The sequence below is a fragment of the Vreelandella venusta genome, from assembly GCF_015689495.1.
In the GTDB taxonomy this organism is placed as follows: domain Bacteria; phylum Pseudomonadota; class Gammaproteobacteria; order Pseudomonadales; family Halomonadaceae; genus Vreelandella; species Vreelandella venusta.
The window spans coordinates 1,857,200-1,876,857 of record NZ_CP065135.1 but is presented as its reverse complement, the minus strand read 5'-3'; the positions used below and the strand labels follow the sequence as shown (position 1 = coordinate 1,876,857).

General features: G+C 51.2%; 16 protein-coding genes and 2 rRNA genes. 7 read left to right on the top strand and 11 right to left on the bottom strand.

Features of this window, described 5'->3' with window-relative positions; all coding sequences use genetic code 11:
• Positions 1-10 precede the first annotated feature (10 nt).
• Both IR195_RS08870 and IR195_RS08865 read right to left on the bottom strand, forming a co-directional pair.
• Positions 11-517, bottom strand: a complete 507-nt coding sequence (locus tag IR195_RS08870; RefSeq protein ID WP_125747587.1) for a hypothetical protein — start codon at positions 515-517, stop codon at positions 11-13.
• Between the two features lie 10 nt (positions 518-527).
• Positions 528-1,253 carry an SURF1 family protein gene (locus tag IR195_RS08865; protein WP_206049467.1) on the bottom strand — a complete coding sequence of 242 codons (726 nt, stop codon included), beginning with the start codon at positions 1,251-1,253 and terminating at the stop codon, positions 528-530.
• Between IR195_RS08865 and IR195_RS08860 the strand changes: the two genes are divergently transcribed.
• Entirely contained in the window at positions 1,252-1,443 is a 192-nt protein-coding gene (locus IR195_RS08860; RefSeq protein ID WP_038483896.1) for a DUF2909 domain-containing protein, read from the top strand. The genes IR195_RS08865 and IR195_RS08860 overlap by 2 nt on opposite strands.
• 4 nt (positions 1,444-1,447) lie before the next feature.
• Here IR195_RS08860 and IR195_RS08855 read toward each other — a convergent pair whose 3' ends face one another.
• From IR195_RS08855 to IR195_RS08835, 5 genes are all read right to left on the bottom strand, one after another.
• On the bottom strand, positions 1,448-2,305 hold the full coding sequence (locus IR195_RS08855; protein WP_146945139.1) for a cytochrome c oxidase subunit 3: 858 nt from the start codon (positions 2,303-2,305) through the stop codon (positions 1,448-1,450).
• Positions 2,302-2,892: a cytochrome c oxidase assembly protein gene (locus IR195_RS08850; RefSeq protein ID WP_206049465.1), complete on the bottom strand. Its 591-nt coding sequence runs from the start codon at positions 2,890-2,892 to the stop codon at positions 2,302-2,304. Before IR195_RS08850 ends, IR195_RS08855 begins: the two co-directional genes overlap by 4 nt.
• A gap of 35 nt (positions 2,893-2,927) precedes the next feature.
• Positions 2,928-4,571, bottom strand: coding sequence for a cytochrome c oxidase subunit I (gene ctaD / locus IR195_RS08845; protein WP_241006821.1), 1,644 nt, complete (start codon positions 4,569-4,571; stop codon positions 2,928-2,930).
• 36 nt (positions 4,572-4,607) lie between these two features.
• Positions 4,608-5,729 carry a cytochrome c oxidase subunit II gene (gene coxB / locus IR195_RS08840; protein ID WP_125747576.1) on the bottom strand — a complete coding sequence of 374 codons (1,122 nt, stop codon included), beginning with the start codon at positions 5,727-5,729 and terminating at the stop codon, positions 4,608-4,610.
• Between the two features lie 125 nt (positions 5,730-5,854).
• Entirely contained in the window at positions 5,855-6,028 is a 174-nt protein-coding gene (locus IR195_RS08835; RefSeq protein ID WP_125747573.1) for a DUF2970 domain-containing protein, read from the bottom strand.
• Between the two features lie 132 nt (positions 6,029-6,160).
• Between IR195_RS08835 and IR195_RS08830 the strand changes: the two genes are divergently transcribed.
• Positions 6,161-6,520 carry a hypothetical protein gene (locus IR195_RS08830; RefSeq protein WP_206049463.1) on the top strand — a complete coding sequence of 120 codons (360 nt, stop codon included), beginning with the start codon at positions 6,161-6,163 and terminating at the stop codon, positions 6,518-6,520.
• A gap of 101 nt (positions 6,521-6,621) precedes the next feature.
• On the top strand, positions 6,622-6,837 hold the full coding sequence (locus IR195_RS08825) for a hypothetical protein (RefSeq protein WP_125747569.1): 216 nt from the start codon (positions 6,622-6,624) through the stop codon (positions 6,835-6,837).
• Between the two features lie 35 nt (positions 6,838-6,872).
• Here IR195_RS08825 and hrpB read toward each other — a convergent pair whose 3' ends face one another.
• Positions 6,873-9,314, bottom strand: a complete 2,442-nt coding sequence (hrpB, locus tag IR195_RS08820) for an ATP-dependent helicase HrpB (RefSeq protein ID WP_206049461.1) — start codon at positions 9,312-9,314, stop codon at positions 6,873-6,875.
• 20 nt (positions 9,315-9,334) lie between these two features.
• A complete protein-coding gene (locus IR195_RS08815) occupies positions 9,335-9,994 on the bottom strand; it encodes a TetR family transcriptional regulator C-terminal domain-containing protein (RefSeq protein WP_206049459.1) in 660 nt (219 codons plus the stop codon).
• Between the two features lie 202 nt (positions 9,995-10,196).
• On the opposite strand from IR195_RS08815, the gene xdhA reads away from it, so the two are divergent.
• The 4 genes from xdhA to guaD are packed head-to-tail and all read left to right on the top strand — an operon-like array spanning position 10,197 to position 16,245.
• Entirely contained in the window at positions 10,197-11,654 is a 1,458-nt protein-coding gene (gene xdhA / locus IR195_RS08810; protein WP_206049457.1) for a xanthine dehydrogenase small subunit, read from the top strand.
• A complete protein-coding gene (gene xdhB, locus IR195_RS08805; RefSeq protein WP_206049442.1) occupies positions 11,638-14,061 on the top strand; it encodes a xanthine dehydrogenase molybdopterin binding subunit in 2,424 nt (807 codons plus the stop codon). The genes xdhA and xdhB overlap by 17 nt, the downstream gene beginning before the upstream one ends.
• Positions 14,058-14,930 (top strand): xanthine dehydrogenase accessory protein XdhC, encoded by an 873-nt coding sequence (gene xdhC / locus IR195_RS08800; protein ID WP_125747558.1) that lies wholly within the window; start codon positions 14,058-14,060, stop codon positions 14,928-14,930. Before xdhB ends, xdhC begins: the two co-directional genes overlap by 4 nt.
• A 1-nt stretch (position 14,931) precedes the next feature.
• A complete protein-coding gene (guaD, locus tag IR195_RS08795; RefSeq protein WP_206049435.1) occupies positions 14,932-16,245 on the top strand; it encodes a guanine deaminase in 1,314 nt (437 codons plus the stop codon).
• Positions 16,246-16,488: 243 nt separating this feature from the next.
• On the opposite strand, the gene rrf is transcribed toward guaD, so the two are convergent.
• Positions 16,489-16,604: ribosomal RNA gene (gene rrf, locus IR195_RS08790) — 5S ribosomal RNA — on the bottom strand.
• Positions 16,605-16,722: 118 nt separating this feature from the next.
• Positions 16,723-19,615: ribosomal RNA gene (locus IR195_RS08785) — 23S ribosomal RNA — on the bottom strand.
• Positions 19,616-19,658 lie beyond the last annotated feature (43 nt).

Sequence of the window (19,658 nt, the reverse complement as noted above, 5' to 3'; positions counted from 1 at the left end):
GTGGTGTTCGCTATAGCGGGTTAACCTTAAACAAGTGACGTATATCATCGAGAATATCAGCTGCAGGCACTGCCTTATTAAATGACAACGCTGGCCTGCCGAAAGGATCCATTAGCCATACACTATTTTCTTCACGCCATGCAGGTTCTGCCAGCCAACGATTAACCGTTTCTCCTGGCAGCTCTTGTGCACTCCCACCTATTCGCAGCCGCTGTAAACGAGGAGCTTCACGGCCCAACGCACGGTGCAGACGCCACAATTCATCCATGCGCTCATCACAGAGAGAAGTACAATCAAATACCAGTGTCCAAGCATCGTTTTTTTCGGGTTGAGCGCTCAGAGGCCAGTCATCTAGTACTGGTACGCTGACATGCACTTGACCATGGGCAGTATCTTCACTGGGTATGCCTATTTGCCATGTCAACATTATCCACGCAGTAACAATAGGCGCCGCAAATGCTGCAAATATCAGCATCAATTTAACTCGCGGATAATGAACTGGCTGGCGTTGTTGCATGCTTTTCCCCTCAGCAACCTGTAAAGCTATCTTTTGTAAGACTATCTTTTGCAAGGCTATCTTTGCGCAGGCGACGGCCGCCCAATACCATGACCACTGTCGCAGCAAGCGCTAACCCCCACCATTGAAAAGCATAGCCAAGATGGCGACTAGGCGGCATCACGTTTGCTTCCCACCAGGGCGTAAACACACCCTCACCCTGATCAGCATGCAGCCAGCCAGCGTAAGTGAAGGCCGGCAATGTTGATTCCCATGGGGTTAAACTGATCTGCTGCAGCCTTAGCCCTTCCCTGTTTTTGCCATATAGCGGACCGCCGGAGCGCGCAACCTGCCACTCTCCTGAAACGCTGACGACACCCTCTGGAGTATCCGCTTGAGGCACCGCCCTACTTGGCCCTGTTTCAATAAAACCTCGTTGAATAAGCCACAACTGATCAGAAGTATCTCGAAAAGGGGTTAACACAGCCACGCCCAAATGCCCGTCTACAATGCGGTTATCCAGATAAAGCGTATGGTTAGCGAGGTACTCTCCTTGCAAATGCAACTCAGATCCCTCTACTGGCATAGTAAGAGGCGATTTAACCGAAGGCGCAGCCTCCCGTGCGGCTAACAAAACTCGCTTGTCAGCGGCACGCTCCCACTGCCATAGTCCTAGGAAGATACCTAGTAAAACTAATACGCCCCAAAACACACACCAGACGTATAGACGTTGCGACCCAAAAGAGGTTTTCTTCATGTGGTTAAAGCTGCTCATTGGCCTAGTTTTTATTGGAATAGTCGCTAGCTTAGCGGCCGGCGCAGGTTTTTTATTAAAGGATGACAGCAGCTCGCGACGGCTACTAGCATCCCTTAAATGGCGCATTGGGTTAACATGCCTACTCATGGCCTTGTTAGTATTTGGCTTCTGGTCGGGAGATTTAGGCTGATTGATTAAAAAACGTATACAAAAATAAATAACCCAACCCACACGACATCTACAAAGTGCCAATACCAACAAGAGGCTTCAAAACCAAAATGATGATCTTGGGCAAAGTGTCCTTTATGTATACGTATCAGCATGCTGGTTAAAATTAATGTACCTATAATGACGTGAACGCCGTGGAAGCCCGTCAGAATAAAGAAAGTAGCGCCGAAGATACCTGCCTCAAGCGTAATGCCATAATGGTTGTAGGCTTCATAATATTCGACGCCCTGAATCATAATAAAACAGCAGCCTAGCAATACAGTTCCTGACAGCCAGTTTCTGCACGTCTTACGTTCGCCCAATTTTAAAGCCTCATGCGCGACCGTTAATGTAATGCTAGACGTTACCAAAATGAGCGTATTGACGAGTGGCAATTGCCATGGACTTAAGACACTATCCGGGCCAGCCACTGATGAATCAGGCGGGTTTAACAACGGCCACTGAGCGACAAAATCAGGCCACAGCAACGCAGAAACACCTTTTGCACCTTCACCACCCAACCAGGGTATAGCGAACGTTCTAACGTAGAACAGCGCACCAAAGAAAGCTGCAAAAAACATCACCTCCGAAAAAATAAACCAGCCCATCCCCCACCGAAACGAGCGATCCATTTGGGCATCGTAAAGTCCGCTCATTGACTCGTGAATAACATCTCTGAACCAAAGCCCCATGACGGTGATTACACAAGCCACACCGATTAGCATGAACGGGGTACCCGTGTCGTACACAAGCTTAATCCCTGTACCCACCATCATAGCCCCGAGCGCCAGCGAGCCTAGAATAGGCCATCGACTCGTTGTTGGAACATAGTAGCCGCCACTCATATCGAATCCCCTATCGTGTTGTTGTCATTCTTCGAGGTGTCTTTTACTAAGTGATGAACCGGGTACAAGGTATACACCAGCGTTATCGTATTAATGTCCTCGGGAAGGTCACGCGATAGCTGGAATATCAGAGGAATCGTCAAACGCTCATCCCCCTGAAGTTGCTGCTCTTGGAAACAAAAACAGCTTACTTTTCTTAAATGCGTCGTAGCGTTTGAAGGAGAAACGCTAGGTACAGCCCGCCCCCAAATTTCGACATGACTGTTGTTAGTAAACGTAAAATCTACCTCAGCTGTTTGGCCTGGGTGCACACGCATTTGGCGGTTTTCGACGCTCATTCGCCATGGCAATCCCGCACTACCTCGAGTAATAAACTGAACAGTAATATAACGAGACTGATCAACTCCTTCATGAATAATGGCTTTGGCCGTTGTATCCACCTTGCCATTAAGCCCTGTCACACTGCAGAACACGTTATATAGAGGGACCAGTGCGAATGCGAAGGCAAACATTCCAATGAGCGCCGCCACCGTACGAATAACCGTCCGCTTAACCCCAACTGATTGCACCGTATCGTTGACTGCCATATATCCCCCTAGGCCATCCACTGATAGATAGCCTATTAGTCATGATGATGGGTACGGTTAAATACGGGCGGTGTCTCAAAAGTATGCAATGGTGCCGGACTGGGAACGCTCCACTCTAGGTCTTCTGCGCCTTCCCAAGCTTTTGCAGGTGCTTTTTTACCTCCTCTCACGCACAGCACTACAACCAATACAAACATCAGCTGTGACGCACCAAAAAAGAAGGCACCAATGCTGGAGAGCAAATTGAAATCCGCAAATTGTAAGGCATAGTCAGGAATGCGCCTTGGCATGCCCGCCAAGCCTGCGAAATGCATAGGGAAAAACGTTAGATTAACGCCAACGATAGAGCACCAAAAATGGCATTGGGCAAGTCGCTCGTTAGGATAGTGGCCTGTCCATTTGGGTAGCCAATAGTAGACGCCAGCCATAATGGCAAAAATAGCCCCCGGCACCAGTACATAATGGAAATGCGCCACGACAAAGTAGGTATCGTGGTATTGGAAATCCGCAGGTGCAATGGCCAACATGAGTCCTGAGAAACCACCTATGGTGAATAGCACGACGAAGGCCAAAGCAAACAGCATAGGCGGCTCAAAACTGATCGAGCCACGAAACAGCGTGGTCACCCAGTTAAATACTTTCACGCCTGTGGGCACGGCGATCAGCATGGTCGAGTACATGAAAAACAGCTCCGCTGTTAGCGGAAGACCGACGATAAACATATGGTGTGCCCAAACTAAAAATGACAACAGCGCGATAGCTGCCGTGGCATACACCATAGATGCGTACCCAAACAAAGGCTTACGCGCGAAGGTAGGAATAATGGCTGAGACAATACCAAAAGCCGGCAAAATCATGATGTAAACTTCAGGGTGGCCAAAGAACCAGAATAAGTGCTGGAAAAGCACTGGATCACCGCCACCCGCAGCGTCAAAGAAACTGGTACCGAAGTTTATATCCATCAGCATCATGGTTATAACGCCCGCTAGTACAGGCATTACCGCAATCAATAGAAAAGCCGTAATTAACCATGTCCATACGAACAGCGGCATATCCATCATGCGCATTCCAGGTGCGCGCATATTCAGAATGGTCGCAATAATATTTATAGACCCAAGAATCGAGCTAATACCTGCAATGTGCAGGGCTAAAATAAAGAATGTTGTAGAGGCAGGTGCGTAAGTCGTCGATAATGGCGCATAAAATGTCCAGCCAAAATTGGGCCCGCCCCCCGGCATAAATAGTGTAGAAAGTAACAATGTAAACGCCACCGGAAGCAGCCAGAAACTAAAGTTATTAAGCCTGGGCAGCGCCATATCCGGCGCACCAATCTGCAGTGGAATCATCCAATTGGCTAGCCCAGTAAACGCTGGCATTACCGCAGCAAACACCATTATTAATCCATGCATGGTGGTCATTTGGTTGAAAAATTCCGGCTCTATAAGCTGCAAACCAGGTTGAAATAGCTCGGCTCTCACTACTAGGGCAAATATGCCTCCAACAAAAAACATAGTGAGAGAAAAAATCAGGTATAGAGAACCAATTTCTTTATGATTAGTTGTCAAAACCCAGCGTAGTATCCCTTTGGGCTGAGCTGCATGGTCGTGATGAGAGTGACCGCCAGCCGCTGCAGTGGAGCTATGTTGCAGCGAGTGTTGAGGAGGTAGTTTGGGCGCCATGAGCATCTCCGCCTGATTTATTGTTAGTACCTTAAATTATTGTGCAATACGTTCGGCCACCACAGCTGGCTGCACCGCATCACCTGTCTCATTGCCCCAAGCATTGCGGGTATAAGTAACAACAGCAGCTATTTCGACAGGATTTAACGTGCTGCGGAATGCGGGCATAGCAGCGCCAGAAACACCGTTAATAACCCGATCCATATGCCAATCCAAATCGCTAATCAATTGATTATTATTGGCTAGTGCAGGAAATGCGGGTGGCGCCCCCTGACCTTCGTTTTGGTGACAGGCAGAACAGATAGTCTGATAAACAGTCTCCCCCCGCGCCATCAAATCATCCATTTCCCACTCTCGGTCAACCCCCATCGCCTCTTGCTCTGCGGCTTCTTTACGTTCTGCCAGCCATGCTTCGAACTCTTCTTCTTCCATCGCATGCACAACCACTGGCATAAATCCGTGGTTAACGCCGCAAAGCTCAGCACATTGACCACGATAGATCCCCGGCTCATTAATTTTCACCCAGTTCTCATTGATGAACCCAGGAATCGTATCCTGCTTAACGGCTAGCTCAGGCACCCACCAAGAGTGAATAACGTCATCTGACGTCATTAAAAAGCGCACTTTACGATTGATCGGCAGTACCAATGGCTCATCTACGTCTAACAAATAGTGTTCATCTCTCGATTCTTCTCCACGAATTTGTGCAGTTGGTGTGCTCATATTGGATGTAAACGCAACATCTTCACCAAGGTACTCGTAGCGCCAGCGCCATTGTTGGCCAGTAATCATCACATCTAGATCAGCTTCTGAAGAATCGTACATATTCTTCAGCGTCGCCGTTGCGGGCACGGCCATGCCAATCAAAATCAGAATAGGAATAGCGGTCCAAAGAATTTCAACGGAGGTATGCTCATGAAAATTCGCCGCTTTTCCCCCTTTTGAGTGTCTGTATTTGAATAGTGAGAAAAACATCACCCCAAACACAATCACTCCAATTACCACGCATACCCAAAAAATCGCCATATGCAGCCCAAAAATATCTTGGCTGATATCGGTGACCCCAATAGGCATATTCCAGCCATTATCATGAGCATGAGCTTGAGTGATACTGAAGGCACTGGTAATGGTTAGCAGCCATTGCCACGATAGATGCATAGCGACCTCCGTTATTATTGTTGTTCTCGCCAACCCTTTTATTAGGTCAGAATTAACTGATTAACGTCAGTATAGAAAACATGTGGCATTCGTCACGAACAACTATCGTGAGGTGTATCAACGCTTCATCGCGATGCAATCACTGCAATCCCCACTAAGATCAAAACAAATATGAGCGTGACTACAATCCCCGTCACAATAAAGACAGCGGGGTTGCCGCTAGAAAAATCCTGTTGCCGTTTGAGGTCATTTTGTACACCTAAAAGTGCTGACAGTACTGATTTAACGACTGACCACATTGAGCCTCTCCTCGCTATCACGTATCGCGCTGTCTGAATGTGCAGCTCTTCTGCATAGCTTTAGCTATAGTTGAAGATAGGAGAACCTGTGAAGAATGCCTCACAAATTGAAAAACTCGATAGGAACCTGCCATGGACCATACACACAACAAGCAGCCCTCATCCGCCAACGACGTTCACCAAGATATCGTGGCTTGGTGGCAGCATTACTGCCTATTGAGCACCATGCCAATGGTACGTTGTCAGATTGCATGGCTTGAGAGCGTCACAGAAGCCATGCAACTGGAGGCCGAGCTTTTCCAAGCTATCGCTAAAAGTAGCGAAAAACTGACGCTATGCCTGACTGATGACAACGAGAGCTGTAGCGCTAAGGAACTCACTGAGCATTACCAAGAGATGGTCAAAACGCTTACCGATGCTAACCTTGAGCGTTTCGCTAAGGTATCTCAGCTTTCCCATGAATTTCGACGTAGCCTTTGGGAAGAAATCTAACAAATCTAACAATTTGGGATTAAGCTTGCGACTTGCTGTCGTGCCATTCACACTACGCACGCTTTGCTAAGAGCAGCTTTTGACTGGTGATGGAGCCTAACATGCCCAAATGTCGTGGATTTATTTTGTTGTTCTCGTTGATAACCGTGGTCTTAGTATCGTTAACCGGGTGCACAACTTACACTTGGCCGGATGGGTCGCAAGAGACTGTACTGGGAGTGCCCCCAGAAGAAGAAAACCGGCGTTATGAAGAGCAGCGCGCCGACGGAGTACGCTATCGCTTACCAGGTAAAATACCTGATGAGCAAACGGAATGATTTTCTTCGATCAGGCTTCTCTTTAAACGGCACCATTAAACTTTATGTCGTTTTGTCGATGCCGTTGCTTGAGCGGTCATCGGATCTTCTGGCCAGGGGTGTTTAGGATAGCGGCCACGCATCTCTTTACGCACCTCTGGGTAGCCATTCACCCAAAAACTGCGTAAATCCTGAGTCACTTGAAGCGGCCTTTTGGCTGGTGAAAGCAGATGAATGACAACAGGCATATGACCGTCCGCAACGGTGGGAGTATCCTGCCAACCAAACGCTTCCTGTAACTTCAGAGCAAGCACTGGCGGTCTTCCTGCTAGGCAAGGCTCATAATCAACCGATGCTTGATTACCACTAGGAGCCATTATTGACGGCGGTGTTAAACGTTCAAAATGGCTTTGCTCGTCCCAACTAAGCGTTGCCATTAAGTAGCTATGAAATGGCATTTTTTCTAGCTGGCTGAAGCGTGTTATACCCGTCATGTAAGGTGACAGCCATACATCCAAACTGTCCAATAGCGCGCTCTCTGACCAGTCAGGCCATACGTCAGAATAAAGGCTCGCCACTAGCGCCATTCGCCCCCGTAACTGCTTAACCTTGCCATTAAAAAGCGCCGCAGGTCGTTGTTTCAATGCACTCAGCAATGCTTGCTGGACGGCCTCTCTAGATAACTCCGCTAAGGGCCGACGTGCCAATACAAGTTCACCATGGCGCTGAACAGCTTCACCAAGAAGCTTTCCTTGGGCATCTGACCAAGTAACACGCTCCTCCCACTGTTGAGTTTCAGGGTAAAAGTCAATAAGCGCTGTCTGCATAATCGGTTCTGCCAGGTAAATTGCCGCCTCACTACTGGCACTCTCTACGCTAACGGCGACGATAAATGCTTCATTCGCCAGGGGGTGGCTAGCGGAGAGCGTGGCGGTTTTGCCATTGGCAAGCTTGAACCGACCTGGACTGATGAATTGACCAACACGATCCGGGTAAGCTATCGCCAGCAGGCAGCTAAGCGGCTCAAGCGGTAGCTTATCTGGCAGCTTGAGGCTAGCCATATCCATAAGACGCTGAGTTTCTCGTTGCCATTGAGGAAATCGCCTGGGTTGGCCGAGCCGCTGAGCCAGCGCATCTCTTAGCGAGCTACTGACACGCTCTCTGCCCTCTAACAGAGTTGCTAAAGCACAGGCAAGCGGTACTGCATTCAATGACGCTGCTTTCGACAGCATGACCGCTAAACGTGGCTCAAGCGGCCAGCGCGCACTTTGTTTACCTAAGGGTGTTAATAATCCCACTGTATCAAGAATGCCAAGCTGACGGAGCAAAGCCTGACTACTTTGCCATGCACCGTTAGGCGGTGGCGTCATCCAAACTAACTCTTCTGGCGAACGTGCTCCCCATCTGGCGACTTCCAGCGCTAGCCTTGATAAATCAGCTTGGGCTATCTCGGGCTCACCGTAAGCAACCATTGGCTGCTCTTGAGACCACAACCGATAACACGTGCCCGGCTGTTGCCGCCCTGCACGTCCGCGACGTTGATCAGCGCTGGCACGATTGACGCGCCGGGTAGTTAGTCGAGTAAGCCCTGTTTGCGGCTGAAACAACGGTACTCGCTCCAAGCCCGCGTCAATGACCACATTAACGCCATCAACAGTCACGCTGGATTCCGCAATGGCCGTCGCGACAATCACTCGCTGGCGTGCTTCATGTAGCCTCAATGCAGCTTGCTGCGCTTCGATGGACATGCCGCCATGCAATGCGCGCACCTCAACATCAAAGGCACTATTTTCCAGCATTTGTACTAGCCGGGTTATCTCTGCTACCCCTGGTAAAATCACCAGCACGTCGCGGCTATCAACATTCGCCAAGGCCTCGGTTACCACTCGGTAAGCAGCGGCGTCTAGCGTCTCATCGCCCCCCAAAGGGCGGTGATATGTGTCGATTGGGAATTCGCGACCTGTGCTTTCAATCACGCATGTATCGCGACCCAATACGTTTGTTAGCGCGGCAACATCTAGCGTCGCAGACATCACCACCAGTCGTAAGTCATCGCGAACGCTTTGCTGAATGTCCAGCGATAGCGCCAGCCCAAGATCTGCTTCTATGCTGCGCTCATGAAACTCATCGAAGATGATACCGGCGACTCCTTCGAGCAACGGATCATCTTGTAGCATACGCGTCAGGACGCCCTGAGTGAGCACCTCCAAACGAGTATCCGAGCTCACTTTACTGTCCCCGCGCATACGATAGCCAACTGTCTTACCGATAGGCTCATTAAGCTGCGCGGCCATAAAGCTTGCCGCCAAACGAGCAGCTACCCGTCGAGGCTCTAGCAACAGTATCTTCTGGCCCTGCGCCCATTGACTGTTTAGCAAGGTCAGCGGGACTCGGGTTGTCTTACCCGCCCCCGGCTGAGCGACCAAGATAAGTCGGTTATGTTCAGAGAGAGCCGTCTGAATCGGCTTGAGGTGCTGCTCAATTGGAAGCGTAGACATCGCCAATAGGGGCATAGTAGCTAAACTGATGAGTCGTTTGATAAATGCGACGTTGAAATACCGCATCCTTTCAAAATCACATGCTCAAGGAAACGGCAAATAGACTCGAAATCCGTTTCGCCAAGCTCCTCAGTCCCTAAAATCCCCGTTACCTGCGCACTGTATTCCGTGTAGTGTTGGGTGGACGACCAAATCAAGAATATAAGCCAGCGCGGATCGACATCATCCATTTTTCCTAGCTGAGACCACTGATGGATAATTTCTGCACGAGAAGCTACCCACTCTTTCAACTCCCCAGAGAGGTAATGACTCAAGAAAGGCGCACCCGCCAAAATCTCGGCGGCAAATAACTTTGAACCTTCGGGGTAGCGCTGGCCCAGCATCATCTTGGTACGTATAAAATCGCTTAACACCTTAGCTGGGTCACTTTCAGGTGTAATGTCTTCAAGTACCGCATTCCAGCGGTTCATCATTCGATTAAGCAGTCGAACATAAAGCAGCTGCTTACTACCCATGTAATAGAGAATATTCGCTTTAGGAAGACCTGCTATATCGGCGATTGCCTGAAGGCTGGCACCACGATAACCATGTTGAGAAAACACCTGCTCAGCAGCGCTCAGGATGGTCTGTTCAATGCGATCTCTGCTGGCATTTTCATGGTTAGCGGTATCCGCTGTCATTGATTAAGCTCCTTTAATAAGCGCTTTGGATAGGCACCAATGGTCAGCCCATGGGACCTATCAGATTAAATTGGTTTATCGACGCCTGCCGTGCAAGTGCGCAGACAGCGGCGCTAGCAACAAATTCTTGCAAGGTGCGCTTTTTTGTCTCAAGCTAAACAACATTGACCGATCGGTCAGAACAATCATAACGGAGTTTGGCATGGCTACGATTGAGTTCCTGCTCAACGGCACCCCCAAGCAGTGTCATGTACCCCCTGACACCAGCATTCTAACGCTGTTGCGCGATCATTTGGGCTTCACTGGCACAAAAGAGGGCTGCGCATCGGGTGATTGTGGCGCTTGTACAGTCGCAATCAGCAATCCAGGCAATATGCAAAGCCGCTTTTTAAGCGTCAACGCGTGCATTACCCCGGCTCACCAACTTCACGGTCGGCATGTCATTACTGTCGAAGGGCTCGCGACTGAGGGCAACTTTCACCCAGCTCAACGCGCAATGATCGAGTGCCATGGCAGCCAGTGCGGATTTTGCACACCTGGGATTGTCATGTCATTGTTCACCTTGCATACCAACCAGCAGCAGCGCCCCTCGCCTCTTACACCAGACACACTGGAAGCCGCACTAGGTGGAAATTTATGCCGCTGCACGGGATACCGTCCTATTCGTGACGCCGCCTTGAGCATGCAAGATTTCTCTTGGGAAGCACCTCAGTGGTTCGATGCGTCGCAGCCAGCCAGCCAGCCGCTTCCTGTGTCAGAGTCAACCGAACAGAGCGAACCACGCTTCATACAACCAACTACCTTGGCTGAGTTGACCGACGCACGATATCGCTATCCTGATGCACGCCTTGTGGCTGGCGCAACAGATCTGTGGTTGGAAAACACTCAGCGCCTCACCGCGTTGAATCAGCTTATCGATATCACTCGTGTGGCTGAATTAGGCCAAATTGAAGAGGCGACATTCCAAGCTCAACCAGGTTGGTGGATAGGCGCTGGGGTTACGTACACGCAGCTTGAGCCGTTATTTAACCGTCACTTTCCTGCGTTTGCACACCTCCTTCACAGGCTCGGCTCCCAACAAGTTCGTAACCGGGGAACGCTCGGCGGCAACATCGCCAACGCTTCGCCAATTGGGGATACGCCACCTGTGCTACTGGCGCTCAATGCCTGGGTAGAACTTACCAGCCATGTCGGTACTCGCCAGCTGTTGCTAAGTGATTTTTTTATCGACTATAAAAAAACCGCACTGGCTGCTGATGAAGTCATCAGTCGTATTTTTATACCTCAACTGGCTGAATCAGCCACACTCAGGGTTTGGAAGCTTTCTAAACGGCGCGAGGATGACATAACGGCGGTATTAGGTGCGTTTTGCTACCGTGTTAATCAAGGTGTGATGGAGGATGTTCGCATTGCCTTTGGCGGTATGGCTGCCACTCCCAAGCGAGCGAGTCAAACAGAAGTTGCGCTAAAGGGCCAGCCCGTCTCCAATGCTAGCTTTCAAGCAGCCCAGCAAGCCCTTGCTGAAGAGTTTCAGCCAATGAGCGATGTACGGGGCAGCCAATACTACCGAGAACAAGCCGCACTTAACCTATTAGAACGCCTCTACTTATCGCTTTCGTCACCCAACCAGGAGGTGATGCTCCATGCGTACGCTCACTAAACTTGATGGCGACAGCAGCGGTGCTCGTCGAGAATTACATGACCACATCCAAGGGTCAGGCCCACTTGCCCGCCATACTGTCGATAGCCATGGTCAGCGCCAAGCAGGCACCGCCAGCTTCCATGAAAGCGCTGAAAAACACGTTACCGGCAAGGCCGCTTACATCGATGACCTCAAAGCACCAGCAGATGCCCTGCATGTAGCTCTGGGGCTGTCTCCTGTCGCACACGGCACGTTGACCGCGCTTGATCTTGAAGCAGTTAAACAAGCGCCTGGGGTTGTCGATGTCATCACTTTTCACGACGTACCCGGTCATACGGATATCGGTCCGGTTTTCCCAGGCGATCCCATTTTTGTAGATCAAGAAATTAGCTACGCAGGCCAGTGTATTTTCGCCGTTGCCGCTACCTCGCTTCAGGCTGCTCGCCGAGCGGTAACGTTGGCCAAGTTAAGTATCGACGAACAACCGGCGAGCCTCGACCCGGTGGCTGCTGCTGAACGCAATGATGTGGTTCGCCCTACACATGTTCAGGAGCGTGGTGATTGGCAAACGGAACTGCGCCAAGCCGAGCAAACGATTGAAGGCGAGCTTTTCATCGGCGGGCAGGAACATTTCTACCTGGAGGGGCAAGCATGCTTGGTTCTGCCCACTGAAGATGAAGGGGTCATTGTTCATACCTCTAACCAGCACCCTAGTGAGACCCAAAAGCTTGTCGCTGAAGTACTGGGCATTCCTTTTCATGCTGTCACCGTTGAAGTACGCCGAATGGGCGGTGGTTTTGGAGGCAAAGAAACTCAAGCATCCCCTTGGGCTTGTATGGCAGCTATTATTGCCCGCAGAACTGGCAAAGCCACACGTATACGCCTACCGCGCAGTGATGACATGCGCGCGACCGGTAAGCGACACCCATTTCATAATCGCTACCGACTAGCCATTAATCGGCAAGGCGTCATCCAAGGGGGAGACATAACAGTTATTGGTGACTGCGGCTATTCACCTGACCTTTCGGACGCCATTATTGATCGTGCAATGTTCCATGCCGACAACGCCTACTCATTAGGCAATGCCCGCGTCACCGGTCATCGCGCTAAGACCCATACCGCTTCTAACACAGCTTTTCGTGGTTTCGGCGGCCCTCAGGGTATGATGATTATCGAAGCTGCAATGGATGATATCGCGCGCAAAGTCGGTGAGGACCCTCTCACCATACGCAAACGCAACTTCTATCGCGACGGGCGCGACGTCACTCACTACGGCCAATCAGTGGATCAAAAACAGTTACTCCATACACTGGTAGACACACTGGAAACCAGTAGTGATTACTGGGGGCGCCGTGCGGCTATTAAGGCATTTAATAGCAACAGTCCCATTATTAAAAAAGGGCTCGCGCTAACGCCAGTAAAGTTTGGTATCTCATTTACCGCCCAGCACCTCAACCAGGCTGGTGCGCTGCTGCATGTGTATACCGATGGCAGCATCATGATCAATCACGGCGGCACCGAAATGGGGCAAGGGCTGCACACCAAGATTTGCCAAGTTGTGGCTCGCGAGCTTGGCTTGGATTTAGATAGCGTGCGGATTAGCGCAACTCGCACGGATAAAGTACCCAACACATCTCCTACCGCGGCCTCAAGCGGTGCCGACCTCAATGGTATGGCTGCGCGAGATGCCGCCAGTAAATTGCGCGCAAGGTTATTCGACTTTGCTGCGGTGCATTTTGAGGGCGGCTTAGATCGAGAAGGGATGCGTCTGGAAAATGGCATGCTGATTGCTGGTATTGGAGAAAGCGAGCGTCGCATCCCTTGGGGAGAGCTTGTCCAAACAGCTTATCTCAATCGTATCTCGCTTTCAGAAAAAGGCTTTTATGCGACACCATTGATTCATTACAACCGTACAACGGGCCAAGGCCGCCCTTTTTATTATTACGCGTTTGGAGCAGCTGTCGCCGAAGTGAGTGTTGACACCCTGAGCGGCGAATATTTAGTCAACCGCGTTGACGTACTACATGACGTTGGCAATTCGCTAAACCCTGCCATTGATATTGGCCAAGTAGAAGGTGGCTTTATCCAGGGAATGGGCTGGCTAACCAGTGAAGAGCTTAAGTGGAACGATAGCGGTGCGCTGGTTAGCGACGGACCTGCAACCTATAAAATACCCACGTTTGGCGATCTTCCCGCGATTTTTAACGTTGAACTATTGGAAGGCCACCCAAACTCCATGGCAAGCCTATATCGCTCTAAAGCCGTTGGTGAGCCGCCGTTTATGCTTGGTATGTGTGTCTGGTCTGCACTACGTGATGCGCTTTCAAGCTTAACCGATTACCAACAGTCTCCCCATCTCGACACTCCCGCCACTCCTGAAAGAGTGATGCTCGCTGCAAACGCAATTAGAGAAAAAGCACTATGACACGGCCCCCAGCAGAAACTTGGCACGCGGCACTCGATCGCTTGCAGCGTAGCGGTGTTCCCCACGTATTGGCTACTCAGGTAACCAGCGCGGGCTCAACTCCGCGTGAACCCGGCGCGCGTATGGTGATCACTCAAGAGGCGATCTATGACACGCTAGGTGGCGGTACTTTCGAGTGGCAAACTATCCACGCTGCGCGGGACTTTTTACAGCAAGGCCGCGCGGGCTTTCACTTAGAGGCATTCTCGCTAGGTGGGCGCAGCGGCCAGTGCTGTGGCGGCTACGTCAATGTGCTGCTGGAAATGTTTCCTGGTGCCGCTATCAGTATCGCTTTATTTGGCGCCGGTCATGTCGGGCGAGAAATCGTATCGCTTAGCGAACCGCTACCCTGGCAAATACACTGGTTTGATAGCCGAACCGATGTATTTAACGAACACGACCAGCAGCAATCGCGACTCAGTTGCCATAAGCTGAGCAGTGCACAGGAGGCAACTTCAGCCCTACCACCCAGGTGTCACGCACTGGTATTAACCCACAACCATGATGAAGATTATGCGCTTATTACCGCTTTACTACAGCGCCAGGACATCGCCTCAATAGGACTAATCGGCTCTGATAGCAAATGGGCAAGCTTCCGAGGACGGCTGCAGCGCGAAGGCTATACCACTGAGCAAATAGAGCGTGTACGCAGCCCCATTGGCTGTATTCATAACACTAAACTTAGCAATAAAACCCCCTATGCGATTGCGTTGACAGTGGTAACCGAGCTGCTTTGGCTAACGGACAAGCCAGCCTCACTAGACATGCGCGGCCTTGAGCCGAATGCAATTCGTGCACTTGTTGACGATACAAAAACGACTCAGAGTTAATATGAATTCCTCAATCGATACGCTCATTCGCGCTGAAATTGTCAGTTTTGCACGCGACCCAGGTAATGATGACCTACCTCAACCAGGTAGCCTAGAGCATTATGGCGACGGATTACTTTGGCTAAAGGGCAGTCACATACAGGCTGTCGGCCACTATGGTGATCTCGCTGATCAACTGCCAAGTGACGCCCATGTTATTGATTATCGTGGCAAGTTGATTATGCCCGGTTTTATCGATACTCACGTTCACTATGTTCAGCTAGACATCATGGCTTCCTACGGTCGCCAGCTGCTTGATTGGCTAAATGACTATACGTTTCCTGAAGAGTGCCGTTTTGCCAATCATGCGCATGCAGAAGCGCTATCGAACGCTTTTCTAGATGAAATGCTTCGCGCGGGAACGACAACAGCCCAAGTATTTGGCTCAAGTCATCCTGGTTCAGTGGATGCGTTCTTCACCGCCTGCCAAAAACGTCAGCTACGCATGCTGGTTGGTAAAGTATTAATGGATCGCAACGCGCCTGACGCCCTAATGGATGGCATGTCAGGGATTGCAGACAGTGAGCGACTTATTCAAGACTGGCATGGCAATGGCCGACTAGGTTATAGCGTCACGCCACGTTTTGCGCCCACCTCCACCAAAATGCAAATGGATGCTGCCGGCGCCCTCTTACGCAATGACTCTAGCTTGTGGCTACAAACTCATTTGGCCGAAAACAGTGGGGAATTAGACTGGGTAGCCGAACTATTTCCTGGTAGCCGCGACTACTTAGCCGTTTATGAGGAAGCAGGATTAGTCGGCCCCCGCAGTACCTTCGCACACGGCATTCATTTGGATAACGATATGCGTCAACGCTTGGCGGATCGAGGCGCTAATATTGCCTTTTGTCCAAGCTCCAACCTTTTCTTAGGCAGCGGATTATTTGACCGAGAGGCAGCTAAACAGACCGGCATGGCATTTACCTATGCTAGCGATATCGGCGCAGGCACCGATTTATCAGGGTTTGGTACGCTTAAAGCCGCCTATCAAGTGGGCCAACTAAGAGGACAGCCTCTCACCGCATGGCAAGGTTTTTACGGTTTAACCCATGGCAATGCAAAAGCGCTCTCCTTAGATACCCATATCGGTCAACTCGCTCCCACTTATGAAGCAGACTTTGTCGTGATTGATCCTCATGCGACATCGCTGTTGAAGCGCCGTATCCAACACAGCACAACGCTCGGCGAGCGTTTATTTGCGCTGATGATGCTCGCTGATGATCGCGCTATCTATGAAACTTGGGCCGCTGGCGAATGCCAGCACCAACGGGATTAATTTTCAACGTTAACTCGTCATTCCCGCAGGCCCTAGCCCTTGTCATTCCCAAAGGAATCCATGTTGGGCTAGGGCTTCAGGGCTGCTGCAGGCCAAGTTGGATTCCCGATCCCCCCACTCGGGAATGACGTGCGGTGTGGCCGCTTTGTGACAGGGGGCTAGGTGACAGGGGGCTAGGGAGTGCTTTTTCTTCCGCGCAAACAAAAAACCCAGCCGGTTGGCTGGGTTCTTTGTTAAATAAGTGCCTGACGATGACCTACTCTCGCATGGGGAGACCCCACACTACCATCGGCGCTAAGCGGTTTCACTTCTGAGTTCGGCATGGGATCAGGTGGTTCACGCGTGCTATGGTCGTCAGGCGTAACTTGTAATGCATATCATGCTGAGGTGTTTTGTGGCGTCTCTCGTTTCCTGTCACCGACAGGAAGCGCGTATCCGGTTTTCGTTATCACTGCGACCAGACCCCTTGGGTGTTATAGGGTCAAGCCTCACGGGCCATTAGTACACGTTAGCTCAACGCCTTGCAGCGCTTCCACACCGTGCCTATCAACCAGCTGGTCTCGCTGGGCCCTTCAGGAGGCTCTAGGCCTCAGGGATGTCTCATCTTGAAGGGGGCTTCCCGCTTAGATGCTTTCAGCGGTTATCCCGTCCGCACATAGCTACCCGGCAATGCCACTGGCGTGACAACCGGAACACCAGAGGTGCGTCCACTCCGGTCCTCTCGTACTAGGAGCAGCCCTTCTCAAACATCCAACGCCCACGGCAGATAGGGACCGAACTGTCTCACGACGTTCTAAACCCAGCTCGCGTACCACTTTAAATGGCGAACAGCCATACCCTTGGGACCGACTTCAGCCCCAGGATGTGATGAGCCGACATCGAGGTGCCAAACACCGCCGTCGATGTGAACTCTTGGGCGGTATCAGCCTGTTATCCCCGGAGTACCTTTTATCCGTTGAGCGATGGCCCTTCCATACAGAACCACCGGATCACTAGAACCTGCTTTCGCACCTGCTCGACGTGTCTGTCTCGCAGTCAAGCACCCTTATGCTCTTGCACTCATTGCACGATGTCCGACCGTGCTGAGGGTACCTTCGTGCTCCTCCGTTACTCTTTGGGAGGAGACCGCCCCAGTCAAACTACCCACCACACACTGTCCTCGATCCGGATAACGGACCTGAGTGAGAACGCCAATGATGCCAGGCTGGTATTTCAAGGTTGGCTCCCCTCGAACTGGCGTCCGAGATTCAAAGCCTCCCAGCTATCCTACACAGGCAACATCAGCGTCCAGTGTGAAGCTATAGTAAAGGTTCACGGGGTCTTTCCGTCTAGCCGCGGGTACACCGCATCTTCACGGCGATTTCAATTTCACTGAGTCTCGGGTGGAGACAGCGTGGCCATCATTACGCCATTCGTGCAGGTCGGAACTTACCCGACAAGGAATTTCGCTACCTTAGGACCGTTATAGTTACGGCCGCCGTTTACCGGGGCTTCAATCAAGAGCTTCGGACGAATCCTAACACCATCATTTAACCTTCCGGCACCGGGCAGGCGTCACACCCTATACGTCCGCTTGCGCGTTAGCAGAGTGCTGTGTTTTTACTAAACAGTTGCAGCCACCTGGTATCTTCGACCGGTTCGGGCTTAGAGAGCAAGTCTCATCACCCTACGCCGGCGTGCCTTCTCCCGAAGTTACGGCACCATTTTGCCTAGTTCCTTCACCCGAGTTCTCTCAAGCGCCTTGGGATTCTCACCCTGACCACCTGTGTCGGTTTGGGGTACGGTCGCACATGATCTGAAGCTTAGAGGCTTTTCCTGGAAGCGTGGCATCAATGACTTCCTGACCGTAGTCAGTTCGTTTCGTGTCTCGGCCTTGAAGGGTCCCGGATTTACCTAAGACCCAAGCCTACTCACTTTCACCAGGACAACCAACGCCTGGCTCACCTAGCCTTCTCCGTCCCCCCATCGCAATCATGTCCGGTACGGGAATATTGACCCGTTTCCCATCGACTACGCCTTTCGGCCTCGCCTTAGGGGCCGACTCACTCTGCTCCGATTAGCGTCGAACAGAAACCCTTGGTCTTCCGGCGGGGGAGTTTTTCACTCCCCTTATCGTTACTCATGTCAGCATTCGCACTCGTGATACCTCCAGCGAACTTCTCAATTCACCTTCATCGGCTTACACGACGCTCCTCTACCGCTCACACATAGTGTGAACCCGTAGCTTCGGTACCTGGTTTAGCCCCGTTACATCTTCCGCGCAGGCCGACTCGACTAGTGAGCTATTACGCTTTCTTTAAAGGATGGCTGCTTCTAAGCCAACCTCCTAGCTGTCTGAGCCTTCCCACATCGTTTCCCACTTAACCAGGATTTCGGGACCTTAGCTGACGGTCTGGGTTGTTTCCCTTTTCACGACGGACGTTAGCACCCGCCGTGTGTCTCCCACGCTTGCACTCACCGGTATTCGGAGTTTGCCTCGGGTTGGTAAGTCGGGATGACCCCCTAGCCGAAACAGTGCTCTACCCCCGGCGGTGATACGTGAGGCGCTACCTAAATAGCTTTCGAGGAGAACCAGCTATCTCCGAGCTTGATTAGCCTTTCACTCCGATCCACAAGTCATCCAAATCTTTTTCAACAGATCCTGGTTCGGGCCTCCAGTTGATGTTACTCAACCTTCACCCTGCTCATGGATAGATCGCTCGGTTTCGGGTCTATATCCAGCGACTGTGTCGCCCAGTTAAGACTCGGTTTCCCTACGGCTCCCCTAAACGGTTAACCTCGCCACTGAATATAAGTCGCTGACCCATTATACAAAAGGTACGCAGTCACAGAACAAGTCTGCTCCTACTGCTTGTACGCACACGGTTTCAGGGTCTATTTCACTCCCCTCTCCGGGGTTCTTTTCGCCTTTCCCTCACGGTACTGGTTCACTATCGGTCAGCCAGGAGTATTTAGCCTTGGAGGATGGTCCCCCCGTCTTCAGTCAAGGTTTCTCGTGCCCCGACCTACTCGATTTCACATGATCAGATTTTCGACTACGGGGCTATCACCCACTATGGCCGCGCTTCCCAGCGCATTCGTCTAATCAGTCACATGCTTAAGGGCTGGTCCCCGTTCGCTCGCCGCTACTAGGGGAATCTCGGTTGATTTCTTTTCCTCAGGGTACTTAGATGTTTCAGTTCCCCTGGTTCGCCTCTTACGCCTATATATTCAGCGTAAGATACTCATCTTATGATGAGTGGGTTTCCCCATTCAGAGATGCCCGGGTCACAGGTTGTTTGCCACCTCGCCGAGCCTTATCGCAGGCTTCCACGTCTTTCATCGCCTCTGGCTGCCTAGGCATCCACCGTGTGCGCTTCATTGCTTGACCCTATAACCCGAAGGAGTCTGGTATCTCGCAATGATAACGATTG